Origin of the sequence: Paraglaciecola sp. 25GB23A, assembly GCF_040012495.1 — a bacterium.
In the GTDB taxonomy this organism is placed as follows: Bacteria; Pseudomonadota; Gammaproteobacteria; order Enterobacterales; family Alteromonadaceae; genus Paraglaciecola.
Genome location: NZ_JBDYKM010000016.1, coordinates 1 through 17,908, shown reverse-complemented (window position 1 = coordinate 17,908; position 17,908 = coordinate 1). Strand labels below are relative to the sequence as shown.

Genomic DNA, 17,908 nt, shown 5'->3' with positions numbered 1-17,908 from the left:
ATTGTTACAGGCGCCAGAACGCTGGAGCCAATTGTTTATCAACTAGCTGCTTATACAAATAGAGCATGGTCAATTGACTACTTACCTCGGTATGAACAGCCGACTCTTTTAGCCAATTGAGATCGTCCTGTTCTAGATTTTGCCTTAACGAATTCAAGTAAATTTTAATTAATCTTAATTGCTTGTGAGTGCGATCATTAACCTCAAATTTTATAGCTTGGCTGAGCGTTTCATTCATTTTTAACTCGGCGCGTTCAGCCTGTTCAGCGTGTAATAACACATAGGCCTGCATTCCTTCTGCCAACAGGTGCGAAGCACTGCCTTCGCCGGAAAAGCGTTTGAATAACTCTACCGACTCGGCAATCAAAGTTAGTGCATTTTGTTGATTACCTTGCTGCACCTCAATGATAGCTTTAAGCATGATCGCCTTGGCTTGTTGAAGGCTTTCACCTTTCAATGGTACGTCTTCATTTAATATGGCATTGACAAGTTCATTAGCGCGCTGAGTATCGCCTTCCCACGCTAATAGGATGCTAGCAAGATTAAAGCGGGCAATATCGCGACCGTAGGCTGCAAATCCCGGATTTTCTTCAAATATACGTAAGGTTTGTTCGTAAGCTACTAACGCATCGTCGAAACTGCCTTGCAAGGTTCGCATGCCAGCGAGTTGGCTAAAACTAAACAGACGTTCAAACGGAGAGTCTAAACTCTGCAAGCGTTTTTCTAATAATTTTACCGATTGCTCAATATCTTCAGGTGCGCGGGTGGCTCTAGCTAATCGATTGGCATAATTTGACGCGTCTCCCTCACTTGTTTGACTGCCGTCACCGAAAAATGTAACCAGTCGTCTTAAAATGTTGGTTGACTCATCATAGCGTCCTGCATCTGATAACATCATGGCATAGACCTCTTCTCCAAGCGCAAGGAGTGAGTTTGAGCCAATTTTTTGTGCCATCCACAGGTCAAAAATTTCAAGCGCTGAGGCGGTATCGCCACGAAAATAAAAATTACGCCCAATTGCATAGCTTAACGCGGCCGCGGTTTTAGGGTCTTGTTGCCTTCTCGAAAATGCCTCTTGCCAACGCGTTTTTAACAGTTGACTCAATCTTTCAACGTCCTCTTCGCCACCAAATGCCCGTTGTAATACATCGGAGTATGCTTGTTGAGCAGCCAGTGTCGCTTCGGTTCTTTCGAATTGCCAATTCGCCTTTTGAAGTGCAAGTTCTGCAAGTCTTGTTTGTTGATTTGCGTCATTCGCAAACTTAAGACTTGTGGCCATTCCGCCAAGTAAGGCAATGATAGCAATCACGGCAAGTGTGTTTGCAATGGGATATCGTTGCACAAATCGTTTTGCCCTATAAGCCCAACGACCATTCCTTGCCGTTACCGGTCGTTTTTCTAGAAATGCACTGACATCTTCTAGCATTGAAATACAAGATGAGTATCGCTGCGCAGGCTCAAATGCTAGCGCGCAAGTAATTATCGCGCGTAAGTCTATTTCAGAAATTGCGGATTCATCCGCTAGCATTCCACCATTACTCAACCTGCGAGGGCGTGTGCCAGTGAGTATTTCATGCAATAACGCCCCCATCGCAAAGATGTCGGTTTGCACTGATACTGATTCACCTTTCAATTGTTCTGGTGCGGCCGAAGCGAGCGTAAGCGCTACAGTAATTCCTTGCACAACGCTAATATTGCTCGCAATACCAAAATCAATTAACCGCGGTGAACCATCACTAGCAATCAATACGTTTTGTGATTTAATATCACGATGCAGAATCAGTTTGCTATGCGCATGAGCAACTGCTTCACAAACCGCGATGAAGAGCTTCAGCCGTTGCTTAAGGTTGAGTTTGTAACTGTTCACATGCTGAACAATGGGCTCGCCGTCGATATATTCCATTACCATATAAGGTCGACCATCTGCGCAATTGCCGCCATCAATAATACGCGCAATGCTATGGTGATCCATTAGAGCCAAGCGCTGTCGTTCAATTTCGAATAATTCTGAGTGGCTTATAGAGAGGCTTTGAATTAGTTTTAAAGCTACCGTCTGTTGATACAAACCGTCAGCACGATGAGCCCGGTAGACGTCTCCCATACCACCATGGCCAATATGTTGATCTATTTGCCATGCACCTATTAATGTTCCATCTGGCAGAATGCCTTCCTTGCGTAACTCATCGCTAGCAGATGTTGCTAAAAAACCTGTGTCTGGTCGTAAATGTTTTAGTAAGCGTGATATTTCGCTTGCCTCTTGAGTGACCGGCAATGATTCGACAAACGATGTTAGGGCGTTGTGATTTAATGTCAGGGCATGCTCTACCTCAGCGGTTATTTTTGACCAATCCAGCACGAGCAAATTCCCTTGACTAATCATTAAAACATTATTGCTTTTAAACTTAATCTAGCCTTGTTTAAAAAGCAACTTATCGGCAAACGAACTCAGCAATCACGGATGTTAATGGTATTTTTGTTTAAAAAATTACGAAGTAAGAGTAAGACTAGACTCTGTCAAATAAAAGGATTTACAGGGATGGAGTCGTTGGAATGTTGAATTAAAACAATAGGTTATTAATTTGACTATAGAAAATATAAGGCAGGTGATTTTTAAAATGAAGCGACAAAATTCTCGTTAAAGTCAGGGGGACCCCCGACAGGATCCTTTAGTTTTTTCTGGCAATATTAATTTCAACACGGGTACTTTTCATTCTGTGCCGATTACTATGGGGAAAATAATGATCTTCCCTTAAATATAAAGCCATTTTTGATTTAGAAAGCTAAGTAAGTATGAGGATATTGGCACTTTATTCATCCAATTTGAGTAACTTGAAAGTGCCGTGTGGCAAAAAGCAACGAAATAAACGACTGTCCTAACGACACTTAAAGCCTTGGGGTTGCCTTAAGTTATCAGGAAAAAGTGGTTCGCACCTGACTAATTCTATAAGCGAACTTAAGCTTCGCCCAAGAGAACTTTCGTTGATGCTACTGAACCGAATTTGTTGAAAAACTTTTGATGTACACACCATATCTTTCATTAGATTCAAAAGGGGACTTCTATTAAAAAGCTGCTAACTTGGATAGTGGTTGCCGCTCTAATGCTTCGCGTCCCTCCAACAAAGGCATTAAAATGATAGCAATAGGCACCAGTTTATTACATCCAATAATCTTAAAAACCACCTTTATTGTATTAAACCGCCGATGTCATTAAGACAAATCGGCAATAAAAGAGCTCATATCTGTGATGTGTGTTTTCGCAAACAGTATAATGATTTATCGACAGTCACCTGCTCCTTATGAAAATAAGAAAGGAGTTGATGTTTAGGAAAAAAGGGCGAGTGATTGCTCGTTAAAATTAGCTAAATTAGGAAATGTTTCGCTTAGCTGTGAGCCAGATAAACCGTACCATCCTGCCAAACTCGCTGCATATTGGTCGACCGAGGTAGTAGGGATGATTCTTCCCTCTCCGATGTCGTCATTGCTGCCAATGACTAACTCTGGCATTGTGCCAATAAACTTACCACCGTCTATGGCGTCGCCCATTACCATTTGATGACTTCCCCAGCCATGGTCAGTGCCGTCACCGTTGCTAGTGAGGGTTCGACCAAAATCACTTGCCGTAAATGTAGTGACTTTATCGGACACACCTAGCTCGACTGTAGCGTTGTAAAAGGAGTTCAAAGAATGGTTGAGTTCACGCATAAGTAATGGATAACGGTTCGCTTGATCGCCATGGGTATCGTAGTCACCTATACCAATAAAAAATATTTGTCGTTTCATGTTGAGCTGAGAGCGAGCAGCAATTAAGTTGGCCACCATACGCAAACTTGCAGACAAGTGACTACCTTGCACAAACTCCGTACTTATTGGTGAAATGGTACTGAGTGCCGCAGACACTTGCTGACCCAGCGATAGCGAACGATTTTGCGTATCAGCAAAGGCTTGAGCAAATAAGTGAGATTGGCTTTGTCCAAGAATTTTACGATATGCCTCTACACGATTAATGTCCCATATTTCACTACTTTGTGGACGAATACTCCAGTAATCGCTGACGCCTGCGGCAGAGACTGTGTAAGGTGCTTGTGCGCCACCCATTTGAAAAGTATTCGCCCCCGACAGTGAAATATTCATAGACAACTGGTTGCTGCCATTGGCATCCAGCATAAGCTCTGCCATCCGGCTTGCCCATCCCTGTTGCGGCTTTGTTGCCTGCAAGCTCATCATATAGTTTTGCTGGTCATTATGTGAAAACAACTGTGGTGGTAAGGCAACTCGATTGTTTAGATAGTCGGCTTTGCTGGTAGGTTCGACTAAGGTTCCAATATTGTTCACAAAAGTGAGCTTGTTGTTAGCAAACAAATTTGCCACATCGCTTAATTCAGGATGCAGTCCATAATCGGCAGGTTGACTATTACTGGGTGCAATAGGAATGATATTACCGCGCAGTATCGCTAAATTTCGACGCGTATTCTTGTAGCTGTTATATTCATTTAGCGAATGAGGGATCAGCATACTGTAAGCATCATTACCGCCGTACAAAAACACACAAACTAACGCTCTGTAGTCATTAAAAGTGCTGGTTTGTGCTTGCGCTAGATTAAATTGACTAATCAGCGAAAAAAGACTTGAACTCCCGAGGGTTGTCAATGCCGCTTTTTTTAGGAAATCTCGGCGAGATAGACTGTTATTTTTCTTGTTGAAGTGATTCATGCATTTCTCGCTAACGTTGCACTGCAAATTCGGGTGACAGATAAATAAGATGAACGACTTCAGCGACTACAAAACGCGGTTCAGTTTGTTGCTGGGCTAAAACGCTCAATGCATCTTTAGTAATATCGCTCATATCGCCGGCTAGCATTAATAAGCTAAGTCTTGATAATAATTGACTGATGTCATTTGTGAGGGCCAATTCATCACTAAAATCGGGATATGGGCATCCAAAGCCATCTAAAAAGTTAAGGCGTGGCTGACAATCATTTAAGAGAAAGTCATACGAATTAAAAATAGGTGCCGAGCCATAGTTAGTTGCATTAGTAATAAAGCTTTCATTTAGTATTTGTAGTTCAGGTGCAACTAGGTCTGAATCGCGAATTGGGCCTGCAGGACTGTGATCAGGACGAAAGAAGTTAAATACCGACGGGGCTGCGTAAGGGCGTTGTCCGGAGGCTGCAGCGGGGTAGAAAAAACGCAGGGTTTGACGCTGTAATCCCTCTTCATTAATGGGATGCAAACCGGTCACGTCAAAGGCTCGTATCAGTGCGGTAAACTTAAGTATTGGCTCTTTTAACTTGCCAAAGGTGCTTGGCCTATCGCGTTGACCTGTGCGGGCTTCGGTGTCGAGTAAAATCGCTTTGACTACCGCCCCTAAGTCACCTCTTACGCCACTGCCATTATCGCGAAAAACCGCACTTATTCGGCTCACATATTCGGGGCTTGGATTGCTAGTCACTAGCCGTTGAATCAACTGTTTACCGATAAAAGGAGGAACATTTGAATGATTAAATAGATTATCCAGTGCACTTTTTAAATTTTGGGACGCACTTTGTCCAGCAGGTACTATCTCGCCATTAAGCAGTATTTTTTCATCGGTATCATGAAAATTTTCAAAAGCAATCATAGGGTTGATAGTATCGCCAAACAGCCAACCATCAAAATCCCAAGATGTTGCATTCTTATAAGTCCAGCCAGTAAAAACTCGCGCAAAAGCCTTAATGGTATCTTGATTGTAGGTAGGTATAGGCTGCCCATTTTCGTCAATTTGTATGCTACCGTCTTGGTTCAACATTACCAGTCCAATACTAAAAAGTTGCATCAACTCTCGGGCGTAGTTTTCGTCTGGGCGAATATTCTCTTCACTATTCGCTTTTTCGTTACGTATCATGCTTAAGTATTCACCCATAATCGGATTTAGGGTGACTGCTTCGATTAACTCCCGATAGTTGCCAAGCGCATTGTTGGCTAGGAGGTCATGATAAGCGACGATACCTCTTGCGTTGTTAAATAAAGTATCTGATGTTTCTGAGACAACAAAAATCTGACTAAGGGCAAATGCAACTCTTTGCCGAAGTTGATCGTCGCCATAAGCAAATAAGTCCCAAAGCATATCACTAGCCGCTAATTGCTTAGGATAAGAAAAGTCCAAGTTTTCGCGGCTTGTTACTGGAAAACCAGCATCTTGTAGCCGTTGTTCATACTTAGTTAATAATGAGCTTGGTTGAATTGCAATTTGTGCGTTTATCCATGCTTCATATTTGGCGCCTCTAGCCACTAAGTTTTGAATATCACGTTCAGTAGGACCAAAAGTCGCTTGAGTTAAAAATCTTACAATATCTTTGGCTTGCTCATCTTGAGCTAACTCCCATAATGCATGCGCTGCTGGGATTTCGTATGCAAGCTTAGCTTCACTCGATACATTCCCTGCGGCATCAGTAGCCGTAACGACAATGTCTCCCGAAAATTGCGCTTCAGCACTTGTAATCGGACTAAATGTACCATCGGCTAAGGTGATGTTTGTAGCGGTTGAGCCATCTTCATAGATTACCGTAATAAGGCTTTGGGCCTCGGATTTTCCACTTACACTTATGGTTTTATTGTCATTAACTGCGATATTGGGGATTGGTCTTAATGGCGCTATAGTATCTGTATAATTAGTTTTGGTAATGCTAGAACGATTTCCTGCACTGTCTGTGGCTGTCGCCGATACCATGCCATTAGGCTGTGGTGTATCACTATTTATCGGTCCATAGTCACCGCTTTGTGAAGCAGTAAGTACTTGAGATTTGCCGTCAGGGAAGGTGATGTCAACACGACTGCCAGCTTCCGCAGTACCCCATACCTGTATTGTGCCATCTTCATTGTCGATGACCCTTTGCACCGGAGCGGATGGCGCTATGCTATCAACGATGATTGGTGGAACTGTATTTGACGAACCAGTATCGCTCCCACCGCCGCCGCAGGCCACGAGCAGAGTCGAGCACCAAAATAGTAAAACAATCCGCATAAGACTCTCAGGTATTAGTATCATCTAGATATTAAATCTAGATATTAACATGGTTGCTATATATTTTTAACAAGTTGATTGATTAGCTTGGTGTTACTGCATTGTGTTGAAATGCATCAGAAATTAATCCATTTTCAGATGGTATTTGCGTCAAATATTGAACCATCATTAACAACTTGACCTGGCGTGAATTATGGCTAGAACCAACTGAAAAATGGATCACTTTTTCAATGCAATGCTGGCTCAATTTCTCATGCAATTCAACACTAGACACATACAACGTAGGCTTGAATAACGATAGCTAACTTAAGAAGAAAAAGCGCAATCAGCGTATTAGAGATGGTTCTAGCGGCTTGAGGTGCACTGCCCATCAGCGAAGTATAACGTCCGTATAATTTGGCTTAGATAATAAATGCTAAAACATATGCGTTTTTCGGCTGTTAGAATTTCACAATTGAAAGAAACCTTTAATTCTATTCTTTCTCCGATAGAGCAAATTTCGTAAGTGAAATTTTTTGTCTTTCAATATACCCCTTAGCCGCATCAATAGAGCAGCCAGTTTCATCAATAACTACTAGTATCGCTTTGTCTATCTTTCCTTCAATAATGTACATATTTGCTTTTGCAGAAAGGCATGATTCATTGGGATAAATCATCTCATTTTCACTAATGATGAAATCAAGCTTTTTATTAAGCAATATAAACTGTTTTCTACAAAAAAAAGAAAAGCCATAAAACAATGAACCAAACATGACTATTAGAAATAAACTTATACCAAAATGCAACTCTGACATTCCAACCCCCAATATATAATCAAATGAAACTAGTTGAGTTTAGCGTGATTAATATCACTACTTCTAGGGGTACTGTCAAGTTAACAAGCGAACTCGGAGACGTCCGTTAATCAGGGCATAAAAAATACCAATATTTATGCCGGATATCGCTATCCCACCCAAATAATCGGTCACGCTGTGTGGCTTTATCATAGATTTACACTTAGCTTGTGTGACATCGAAGAATTGCCAGCAGACAGCGCCATTAAAGATAGTTACCGATAAATTGCGAAGTTATTCGGCTGCGAAACGGAAAATGACGGCCAGCTTTGATTATTTTACCCAGCAATATGAAAACAGCCTCTGTGAATTGTCTCATCAGCCTAGTCGACAACAGGAAAGGCAGATGAGGAAATTTAAATCCCAAGGTCAGGCTCAACGATTTCTCTTGTGTCATGGCACTGTTAATAACCTGTTCAGGCTTGGGCGCCATTTGTTGAAGGCCGCAAATTATAGGACGTTGCGTGCTCGAGCATTTAAGGAATGGGTTAGTTGTGTCCCCATTAAGGAATGAGTTATGGCACGTCTCTGAGTCCGCTCGTTAACTTGACAGTACCCTCCGCTGCAAGTTAAGTCCAAAAAGCCAATCATGACTTCACAATTTCTTTAATTTAAAACGTGTACGACGCGGCAAACCAAATCCGCGAGTTATCTTTGAACTGACCAAACTGACCATTTTCATCACCAAATAACCAATCTATACCTGTTCGAAGTTTTAGCCTGTCGGTATATTCATAGGCGAGTTCTGGGCGCAAAACACCGTCTTGTTCGTTAAGCGTGCCTAATAGTTCGCCTTTAAACAATAGACGACCATTTGAGAATAAACGTTGAGCGCGCAAGGTCACTATGGTGTCGGTAGTGGGGCGAACTAACGTTGATCCCAAGTCATCTATGTAGTCGATCGCAAGTTGCGCGTTCACAAACCATTGCGCTGGAGCATTCCAGTCAATACCAAAACCGACTAATAGCCGTCGTACATCGCCTGATTGCAAAAGTGTATTGCCAATAATATTAACGTGTTGATCGGGAATGTAAGCAACTTCCCCGCGCACCACCGTTTCGCCTAAAGTGACATCATAGCTTGCTCCCAAGAGTGTTCTGCGCTTAAACCTAAGCTCAACAACAATGGGCTGGTTAATCGATGGCTTATTTTCTATTGCAAGGATAGGATCGGTGTCGGGGCCTCTAAAGCTCAGCAGAGACAAATCACCTTGGCCTAGGGGATAAGTTACACGTACACCAAAGGTCGATTGGTCAAGCCCGCTAGTGCGGTTTTGTGTGTTTATTTCAATAGGTATATTTGCGACATTTACCCCACCGGTAAATCGAGTTGATGTATTAAAAAATAAAGCGCCTAACTCAGCTTGCTGAGATACTGTGCCGTCTAAAGCAAGCGAAGCATCTAGTTTAAATTTGCCTACTTGATTACGCCAACGTCCGCCCCATCTTGCGATGCGGTCTGGCCTAACATCCGTAAACACGAAGTCTCGACGACGAACCGGATCAAAACGATCGGTAATTTGTACGCCATCGAGCACTCCCCATGGTGTCACTTGTTTGCCAAGCGTAACGCTGTGTGCGCGCTTTCGCCATTGAATAAATGCTCTTTCAAATTCTACACGTGTACTGTTGTTGTCTATTAACGGGCGGTTTGCTGATGAGTATGCATTTATTGACCCTAAACCTACATCATCTTCGGCGAATTCGGCTCTAGCATCTAGTTGAGCGGTCCAATCTCTATTTAGTTGAAAGCGTGTTTGTGTGCTTACGCTAAAACGAGATAGTTCGATGTCACCATCGTCTAAATTAGTGCCTAATCGATAGTCTATTGTAAAAACAGTAGAAGTTGTTGTGGCATCGGTAAAATTTATATCGCTCAAGTACAGTAAAAGGAAGGCAATTAAAGCTTTGCTTGTGTATTGACTTAAATTGACCCCATTTACTGCCATCATTACTGCTAGCCCCTTTTCTTAAGAAGCGAAAGCGGCGCTCCGTATGGCAACTCATCTGCTTTTAGCAAATCGAGTGGGAGGTCTGGTGCCGCCTGCATATCACTGATAACAATTTCGGTTTGATGCGCCAGTTGTAAATTGAACACTAAGAAATGACTGGCAGTCCACGTTCCGTCGATCATCTCGAGTGCTAAAATTGACACTTCTTTGAGCGGTGTATTATCGGTATCGGTGTATTGAATATTCACCGGAAACCACGTTTGGGGATCGATTTTTGCGATGAAACTAGCATAACCGAGCTCTTCTTTAATGATATTGTTTTTAGGTATTCCCTTTAGCATGTAAAAGGTCTTACCATTTTCTAGTTTCTGCTCACCTAAGCTAAAATCCCAATCTTCTAGGGCAAACTTAAAGTTGTCTTTAATATCTCCATAACTCAAATCGGTGCCCATAAAGTAATCTCCTCGGCTAGAAGAGGGTAATTTGCGCACCCTCTCAGTCGCGGGCAAATAGAGCCAGTTTTGATCAGTGCTGTCACTATTATCATGACTCAAGAAACTGGTATCTCGCAGTCCAGCGGGTTCGGTAAAGTAAATCCCAATTTTTGTTTGTTTAGGTGTTTGAGAGTGAATTAATAACGCCGAACGTTTGCGCTCAGAGCCTGCACTATTACGCATGGTAAAATGCATAAATCCGACCCTAGCTTTGTTGGTTGAGCGGTTTGCAATATTTTCGGCAACTTGTGCAGCGCTTAGCATCGTTGTGGCATGTGTTTTCGGTATGACCGACAACTGCAGGCTCAATAACATAGTAAGTATGATCAAGTAAAAGTGTCGCATTAGTAGGTCTCCTTGACATCTTGCAATAGTGGCGGCGTGTTAAATAAAGAATAAAGTGCAGGTATAATAAAGACGGCGCCGGCTAAACTGCCCAAAGCGGCGGCAGCCACTAAGGCGCCAAACCATTGAAGTGGCGGCGCAGAACTTAAGCAGACTATGCACAGCGCAATAGCAAGGGCTAAGGCAGAAAATACACATGCTCTAGCGACGATTAAATAATTGCCAGAGAATGCCTGTTGTGTGCTCGCTCCGCGTTTTTTAGCTTGACTAATTCCCCAAATAAGATGGATGGCAAAATCGACGCCTAAGCCTGTAGAAATAGCCGCAGTCATTGAGGTGGCAGGGGCAATATCAATATCCAGCGCTCCCATTGCTGCATAGGTAAATAAAACCCCAGTGGCAATAGGCACTAAGCTTAATAGTGCTTTGTAGATTGATCTAAACACCAATAAAGAGGCCGTAAACACAAAAAATATGGCAAGCCCAAGACCTCTAAAATGTGATTCAGATAAAAGTGTCATCCATCCAACGTTAACGGCGACTCTGCCGCTCACACTGGCTTGTAAGCCAGTTTCTTGTGACCATTTGTTAGTGATTTCATAAAAAGAACCTACGGTATCTTTAACATTACTAAAACGATCGGTTGTGAGTTGAGTGCGAATGAGCGCATGCTGATAATTAAAATCAATTTCTTCGCTAAAGTCACCTGGGTCTCCAGAAGATTCATATAAAAACATATATTGGGCAGGCGCATTTTTTGCTGTTGGAAAGCTACCAATTGGGGAATCGGTAAGTACCTTATGCATCAGTGTCATGTAGTCGGCAATTGACGTGGTTTTAGCAACAAACGCTTGTTCACTAAGTTCTTGCTGCAAACGTGCAATCGCTTCGATTATATCAGGGCGCATTAGTTCGTCTTTTTGTTTGCCTGCGACCACTACGTCTAAAAAGTTTAAGCCTGACAAGCGATCATTTAAGGTGATGTCAGCAATGCGAACTTGTTCGTCAGTCTGAAAATAACTCTGGCGCTGATAATCAAAATTAGCCTGCAGTGCAAAATAACCCATTACTGTCATTAATAGAGCCGCGACGCTACTGGTGATGATGGGTTTGTTTAATGCTTGTTTAGTAAGAGCCTGAATGGGTTTATCGATAAAGCTAAATTGCGCGGCAACTTGATTCGGCTTTGCGTCTAACTTAGTTAGCACAATAATGGCAGGCAAAGCGCTTACACTGAGCAACCAAGCCACTAGCGCACCAGCGGCGGCAAACCAACCAAATTCAGAAATAGGTTGCATGGTTGAGCCTAGCGCTAACCCAGAGAAGCCTGCGACGGTGGTGATAGTGGTCAAGGTAACGGGTAGGTAGGTGTGGTTAAGCGCATCGAGTAAATTTTGTTGGCGAGTTTTAGTGGGGCGAGTGCGACACTTGTGCAAAAATATTGTCGAGATATGCAGGCTATCTGCTATTGAAATAGCCATTATAATTACCGGTAATGCTGTGGTGATTAAATAGTATTCGGCCCCCAACCATCCCATCATGCCAATGGTGATTGCAGCTGAACCAGCAATAACATAAAGCGGACCAATAAGACCTCTTAGATTTCTTAGTGCCACCCACACAATTAAAAGGGCAGTAAGCACAGCCATAGGAATGAACTTACGTGTATCTTCGTTCACCATTTGGGCTAATCGCCCGTTCATTGACGCGACGCCTGTTACGTGGGTAGTTAAAGATGGCGTCGATTCCGCATCAGCGATGGCCAGCACTTCTTGGTAGGTTTCGGTAGCGTGATTGGCATCATAAACAGGAACAATGAGTGTTAAGGTATCACCGTTTTGTGAGGCTAATAAACCGGCCATCATGCTCATACTGCTAAGGCGCACAAATGCTTGCTTTGCTGCTTGTATTGAAACTGGGCCATCAGGAACGATGCGCTCAACTATTAAGTCGCCATTATTGCCGCGAATAGCGCTTTCACTCAAAATACTAATTAAATTCTGTTTCTTAACATTGGGTAGCAGGCTAACTTTCTGTTCAATACGGCGTAAGGTCTCGATATTTGTTGGCGTAAATGCCGAGGTGTTTTTAGCTGCGACTAAACCAATGACAATAGGATCCTCTAAACCGAAAATTTCTGAAGCCCTATCTCTAGCAATTGCCGAGGGATGATCTTGCGGGACAAATGCATCTACCGAAGACTCTTTGTGTACCTTTGTTAAGCCAAAGCCCATGCCTAACATCAATATGAACGAGAGTAAAATAACGTGTTTGGGCCGCGCTATAATCCAAGTGAAGTAGCGGGTTCTAAAAGCGGGAGTAGTTATTATCTTATTCATCATTTTCTTCCCTAATATTGTCTTTTCGGTTCATAAACGCTCCAACATGTAGTCAGTAACATGTTGAATAACCAATGGGTCTGTTAGAATTTTTCGATGGCCGAGTCCTTGAGTTCTGATATAACGAGCGCTACTCCATGAATCTGCCAAATGGTCACCTACCTCAACAGGTATCAGACGATCATGGGCATCATGAATTAACAAGCCTGGTATGGACAAATCCTGAACGAAGGACGTAATGTCTGTTTGTTGTGCTTCGAGGGCGTAATGTTGCCTTAAGGTCACTAGAAGTTTGGTCATCATTGATTCAGACAAGCCGGTTATTTTATTGAACACCGTTAGGTGGCTATACAGAGACCGCATTGGCGAGATTAAACAAAGTTTTTTAGGCAGCAAATGTTGCTTCTCACCCATTAGCAAGATTGTTGCGGTGCCGCCAAAAGAGTGCGCCACAATACCAAATGCTTCGCCGTAAATTGATATGACATATTCTAAAGCAACCGAAAAGTCCCTTAAATGAGTCGCTTGTTTGCTGGAGTGACCATGAGCTGGCATATCAAAGGCGACTACTTTGTAGCCATGCTGAATAAGAGGTGCAATAAACCCTTTCATCATACTTGAGCTACTTTCCCAGCCATGCACAAGATAGATGATCTTATCGCCGTCTCCCCAACTGTGGGCGACAATATAGCCTTTACCGTAAGTCAACCTCCTAGACTGCGATTGATCAGGAAACTCCATTAGTGTGTACGGGCGGCGTTTACGGGTGTTGGTAAAGTGATAAAGTGCAACTTTTAGCCCTAAGGAGGGGAGTGCAGTGCAACAAATTTTCAGTGCAAAACGCTGAATTTTTTGTGCTGCGTTTAATGAAAATGTTTTATCCTCCCTTGTACTTGCATATTCCTGAGCACTTGCCATTGTCTTTCCCTTTAATAACATTGAGTGTTAAACACACTTAGGTAGGGCCTTCGCACCTCTTTGCTTAGTCTGCTTGCGCACTTGTTTTTTCATCGCTATTAGAAAGAAACGAAAAGCAGACAGAAATGCGGACATTTTTTTAAAATTTTTTTAAATCAATGGTACTGTCAAGTCAACGAACGGACTCAGAGACGTGCGATTATCAGAGCATGAAAAAGACCAATATTTATGCCGGATATCGCTAGCCCTCCCAAATAATCAGTCACGCTGTGTGGCATTATCATAGACTTACACTTAGCTTGTGTGACATCGAAGAGTTACTGGCAGAAAGGGGCATTACTGTCAGTGTTGAAACAGTCAGCATTTTGTGTGATAAATTCGGGCAAAGGTACTGCAGTAAAATCAGGAAGAACCGTGGACGATTAGGTGATACTTGGTATCTTGATGAAGTCTTTATCAAGATCAACTGTGTTCTGCACTACCTTTGGCGGGCAGTCGATCAAGATGGCGACGAACTGGACATTCTCGTTTTAAAACGCAGAAACAAAAAGGCCGCCATGAAGTTCTTTAGAAAATTATTGAAGGGCCAGCAGGGTACTGTCAACTTGACTGCTAAATTGTATAGTGCAGCAAGATTGATTAGCCAAAGGGATAAATCCATGACGGAGATAAGTTATGAACTTAACTTCTCCAGCCCCTCACACTTTATCTCCCAATTTAAAAAACAGTTTGCGGTGACACCTATAAAGTATAGAAGTGAAATACAACAAAAAGTATAAGATGAAAATTCCCCGTTGCTACTTAATTACCTTCAATTGTTAGTTGTATTAATTTCTTATTCAAAACACTTTTTAACTTTTGCCTTCCCCAGATTTCGTAGACACGAAGTTTGCTTTGAACAAAATTCTTCGAAAAATATGAAGTTGATTAATTGAAATTACTTCACCGAATCGATTTCGAGAGTTTTGTGCCGTGCAATTCATACATGCCTAAAGGTACCGCAAACAATGAGCTAGAGGACGGCTACAGTTCGGATTTGCCACGTTTTAGGCACAGATTCGGCACGGATTCGCCACGTATTATGACACCTAATCTGGATTCGCTCGAATCTTATCAGGTTGTATATGATAAAGTTGTTTATAATCAGAGAGATAAGAGATGGTGGACGCTACTGGGCTTGAACCAGTGACCCCCGCCTTGTAAGGGCGATGCTCTCCCAACTGAGCTAAGCGTCCGGGATGTTGATTTTTAAGAAGAAAATTTGGTGGACGCTACTGGGCTTGAACCAGTGACCCCCGCCTTGTAAGGGCGATGCTCTCCCAACTGAGCTAAGCGTCCAAATTTTCTTTCAAAGCTTTTTACTGGGCTTTAACCAATGAACCTTTAATGTTCAAATCTACCTTGCCCCAAACCTAATTATTTGAATAATTCTGCTCTGGGGTAAGTGGAGCGCTATTATAGGGAGGCACTTTTTAGTGTCAACAAAAAAGTTAAAAATAATGTTTAAGTGGTCAAAAACTCTACGTATATGTCCGTATAGTTTAATTAATCAACAACTGACAGGGAGATTTATATAAGAAGCTAACTTAGGCTTTTTATTAAAGGCCATAGACTGATAAAATAGCGCCAATTATTTTATAAGGAAACTAACATCCCATGACAGTGGTGACTCGATTTGCTCCAAGCCCTACCGGCTTTCTTCACGTTGGTGGTGCGCGTACTGCACTTTATTCTTGGTTATATGCAAAAAGCCAAGGTGGAAAGTTTATCTTACGTATAGAAGATACTGATATTGAACGTTCTACCCAAGAAGCTATTGATGCCATTTTAGAAGGGATGGAGTGGTTGGGTTTAGTATGGGACGATGGCCCTTATTATCAGACTCAACGTTTTGAGCGCTACAATGAAGTGATTGAGCAATTACTTGCTGAAGGAAAAGCCTACAAATGCTTTTTACCAGCGGCAGAGCTCGATGCCATTCGTGAAGAGCAGATGAGTAAAGGTGAAAAACCTCGCTATCCTGGTACTTGGCGAGACAGAACGGATCATCCACAAGATCAACCGTTTGCGATACGTTTTAAAACGCCGCAAACCGGCTCGGTGGTCGTTAAAGACCACATTAGGGGCAATATTGAGATTGCTAATGCAGAGTTAGATGACTTGATCATCAGACGCACCGATGGCGTACCGACTTATAATTTTTGTGTGGTAGTTGATGATTGGGATATGGGCATTACCCATGTCGTTCGAGGTGAGGACCATATTAATAATACGCCAAGACAAATTAATATTTTGCAGGCTTTAAGTGCACCTATTCCAGAATATGCTCACGTTTCAATGATTTTGGGCGATGATGGCAAGAAATTATCTAAACGCCATGGTGCGGTCAGTGTCATGCAATATCGTGATGATGGATATCTGCCACAAGCCCTGTTGAATTATCTAGTGCGTTTAGGTTGGTCACATGGCGACCAAGAGATTTTCTCTTTAGATGAAATGATTGAACTATTTAGCTTGGATGCCATAGGGCAATCTGCTTCTGCTTTTAATACCGATAAACTGATTTGGTTAAATCAGCACTACATGCGAGCTTTACCGCCTGAAGTAGTCGCAGACTATGCTCGTTGGCATTTTGAACAGCAGGGCATTGATTTAAGCCAAGGCCCTAAACTCGAAGATGTTATTGCTGTGCAAGCAGAGCGGGTTAAAAATCTTAAAGAAATGGCACAGATTAGTCGCTATTTTTATGAAGATTATGAAGCATTTGACGAGTCAGCGGCTAAAAAACATTTAAGACCTGTGGCCAAAGAAGCTCTGCTGTTAGTACAAAGCAAACTTGCTGCTATTATTGATTGGAATACCAACACCATTCATGATGCAATTAATCAAGCGGCTGATGAATTAGGTGTCGGTATGGGGAAGGTTGGTATGCCCTTGCGTGTGGCGGTAACGGGCGGGGGTAATTCACCTGCACTTGATCAGACTTTAAACTTGTTAAAACCTGAGCAAATTGAACAACGTATAAGCAAAGCGCTCGAATATATAGCAATCAGAGAAAATTCCTGAAAAAATCGTTGACAGGAAAAGAGCAGATGCCTAGAATGCGCCCCGCTGTCAAGGAACGACGCGCGAACAAATTTTGAAACATTGTTTTGAAAAATGTTTGGGGCCATAGCTCAGCTGGGAGAGCGCTTGCATGGCATGCAAGAGGTCGGCGGTTCGATCCCGCCTGGCTCCACCAAATATCAGGGAATGTTCGTTTTAAACCTAGTTAAAGCGAATAAGAAAAAATTAGACGGGGTTTGATATATTATCGAGCTTTGCAGGAATATTATTTAGGTATTGTTTTGATAGTGTAGGATTAGGTCGCTCGGCTCGCTGGCTCACCTCTCCTTACAGAAAACTATCAAAGCTACGCTTTGATAAACAAGTTTTCTGTCCCCATCGTCTAGAGGCCTAGGACACCGCCCTTTCACGGCGGTAACAGGGGTTCGAATCCCCTTGGGGACGCCACATTATTGGAGTTTACGGATTAACTTCAACAACCTTGTAAAAGGTTAACAAGGAAAGTCTCACGGTGCCTAGATTGTGAGATAAATAGTTTAGACGGGGTTTGGGTAAAACTAAATCGCGCAAAGAATCTCAAAAGCACGCTTTTGAATTAAGGTTTTTTGTCCCCATCGTCTAGAGGCCTAGGACACCGCCCTTTCACGGCGGTAACAGGGGTTCGAATCCCCTTGGGGACGCCAAATATCAAAACCGCATAAGCAATTATGCGGTTTTTTTATGTCTAAAAAAACTAAAGAGATCTTACCACAGAGAACACAGAGGCTGCGCCCACAGAGAAAAGCGAATAGATGTTAGGATATTCTACGAGTGCTCACTTTGTGAATCTTGCGGTGCAAACTGTCAAAAAACTAGAACTCTTGTGGTAAAAGAAAGCTAAAGAGATCTCACCACAGAGATGTATGGACTCCCTCCCCCTAGGGGGATAGCGTAATAAGTAAGCAAACTTTTACCAACAGGA

General features: G+C 42.6%; 10 protein-coding genes, 5 tRNA genes and 1 pseudogene. 6 read left to right on the top strand and 10 right to left on the bottom strand.

The genetic code is table 11. The annotated features are described in order from the left end of the window. Positions 1 to 4: 4 nt before the first annotated feature. The 4 genes from ABKW31_RS16875 to ABKW31_RS16860 form a co-directional block, all read right to left on the bottom strand. On the bottom strand, positions 5 to 2,356 hold the full coding sequence (locus tag ABKW31_RS16875; protein WP_348617744.1) for a protein kinase: 2,352 nt from the start codon (positions 2,354 to 2,356) through the stop codon (positions 5 to 7). 965 nt (positions 2,357 to 3,321) lie between these two features. Continuing rightward, the gene (locus ABKW31_RS16870; RefSeq protein WP_348617743.1) at positions 3,322 to 4,710 is read right to left on the bottom strand and encodes a DUF1501 domain-containing protein; all 1,389 of its coding nucleotides are present in this window, start codon (positions 4,708 to 4,710) and stop codon (positions 3,322 to 3,324) included. 10 nt (positions 4,711 to 4,720) lie between these two features. Then, positions 4,721 to 7,000 carry a DUF1800 family protein gene (locus ABKW31_RS16865; protein WP_348617742.1) on the bottom strand — a complete coding sequence of 760 codons (2,280 nt, stop codon included), beginning with the start codon at positions 6,998 to 7,000 and terminating at the stop codon, positions 4,721 to 4,723. A gap of 473 nt (positions 7,001 to 7,473) precedes the next feature. Next, positions 7,474 to 7,794, bottom strand: coding sequence for a hypothetical protein (locus ABKW31_RS16860; RefSeq protein ID WP_348617741.1), 321 nt, complete (start codon positions 7,792 to 7,794; stop codon positions 7,474 to 7,476). Between the two features lie 117 nt (positions 7,795 to 7,911). Between ABKW31_RS16860 and ABKW31_RS16855 the strand changes: the two are divergent. Then, positions 7,912 to 8,347, top strand: a pseudogene (locus tag ABKW31_RS16855) (DDE-type integrase/transposase/recombinase). 97 nt (positions 8,348 to 8,444) lie between these two features. On the opposite strand, the gene ABKW31_RS16850 reads toward ABKW31_RS16855, so the two are convergent. The 4 genes from ABKW31_RS16850 to ABKW31_RS16835 are packed head-to-tail and all read right to left on the bottom strand — an operon-like array spanning position 8,445 to position 13,881. Further along, positions 8,445 to 9,785: a DUF1302 family protein gene (locus ABKW31_RS16850; protein ID WP_348617740.1), complete on the bottom strand. Its 1,341-nt coding sequence runs from the start codon at positions 9,783 to 9,785 to the stop codon at positions 8,445 to 8,447. Between the two features lie 5 nt (positions 9,786 to 9,790). Then, positions 9,791 to 10,624 (bottom strand): outer membrane lipoprotein-sorting protein, encoded by an 834-nt coding sequence (locus tag ABKW31_RS16845; protein ID WP_348617739.1) that lies wholly within the window; start codon positions 10,622 to 10,624, stop codon positions 9,791 to 9,793. Then, positions 10,624 to 12,966, bottom strand: a complete 2,343-nt coding sequence (locus ABKW31_RS16840) for an MMPL family transporter (protein WP_348617738.1) — start codon at positions 12,964 to 12,966, stop codon at positions 10,624 to 10,626. The genes ABKW31_RS16845 and ABKW31_RS16840 overlap by 1 nt, the downstream gene beginning before the upstream one ends. Before the next feature lie 27 nt (positions 12,967 to 12,993). Beyond that, positions 12,994 to 13,881 (bottom strand): alpha/beta fold hydrolase, encoded by an 888-nt coding sequence (locus ABKW31_RS16835; protein ID WP_348617737.1) that lies wholly within the window; start codon positions 13,879 to 13,881, stop codon positions 12,994 to 12,996. 299 nt (positions 13,882 to 14,180) lie between these two features. On the opposite strand from ABKW31_RS16835, the gene ABKW31_RS16830 reads away from it, so the two are divergent. After that, entirely contained in the window at positions 14,181 to 14,660 is a 480-nt protein-coding gene (locus tag ABKW31_RS16830) for a DDE-type integrase/transposase/recombinase (protein ID WP_348617736.1), read from the top strand. A gap of 380 nt (positions 14,661 to 15,040) precedes the next feature. Here the strand turns inward: ABKW31_RS16830 and ABKW31_RS16825 are convergent. Then, positions 15,041 to 15,116: transfer RNA gene (locus ABKW31_RS16825), tRNA-Val, on the bottom strand. Between the two features lie 27 nt (positions 15,117 to 15,143). Further along, a tRNA-Val gene (locus tag ABKW31_RS16820) sits at positions 15,144 to 15,219 on the bottom strand. Positions 15,220 to 15,537: 318 nt separating this feature from the next. On the opposite strand from ABKW31_RS16820, the gene gltX reads away from it, so the two are divergent. The 4 genes from gltX (at position 15,538) to ABKW31_RS16800 (ending at position 17,630) form a co-directional block, all read left to right on the top strand. Continuing rightward, positions 15,538 to 16,947, top strand: a complete 1,410-nt coding sequence (gltX, locus tag ABKW31_RS16815) for a glutamate--tRNA ligase (RefSeq protein WP_348617735.1) — start codon at positions 15,538 to 15,540, stop codon at positions 16,945 to 16,947. A 99-nt stretch (positions 16,948 to 17,046) separates the two neighbouring features. Then, positions 17,047 to 17,122, top strand: a tRNA-Ala gene (locus ABKW31_RS16810). Positions 17,123 to 17,318: 196 nt separating this feature from the next. Then, a tRNA-Glu gene (locus tag ABKW31_RS16805) sits at positions 17,319 to 17,394 on the top strand. Positions 17,395 to 17,554: 160 nt separating this feature from the next. Next, positions 17,555 to 17,630: transfer RNA gene (locus ABKW31_RS16800), tRNA-Glu, on the top strand. Positions 17,631 to 17,908 lie beyond the last annotated feature (278 nt).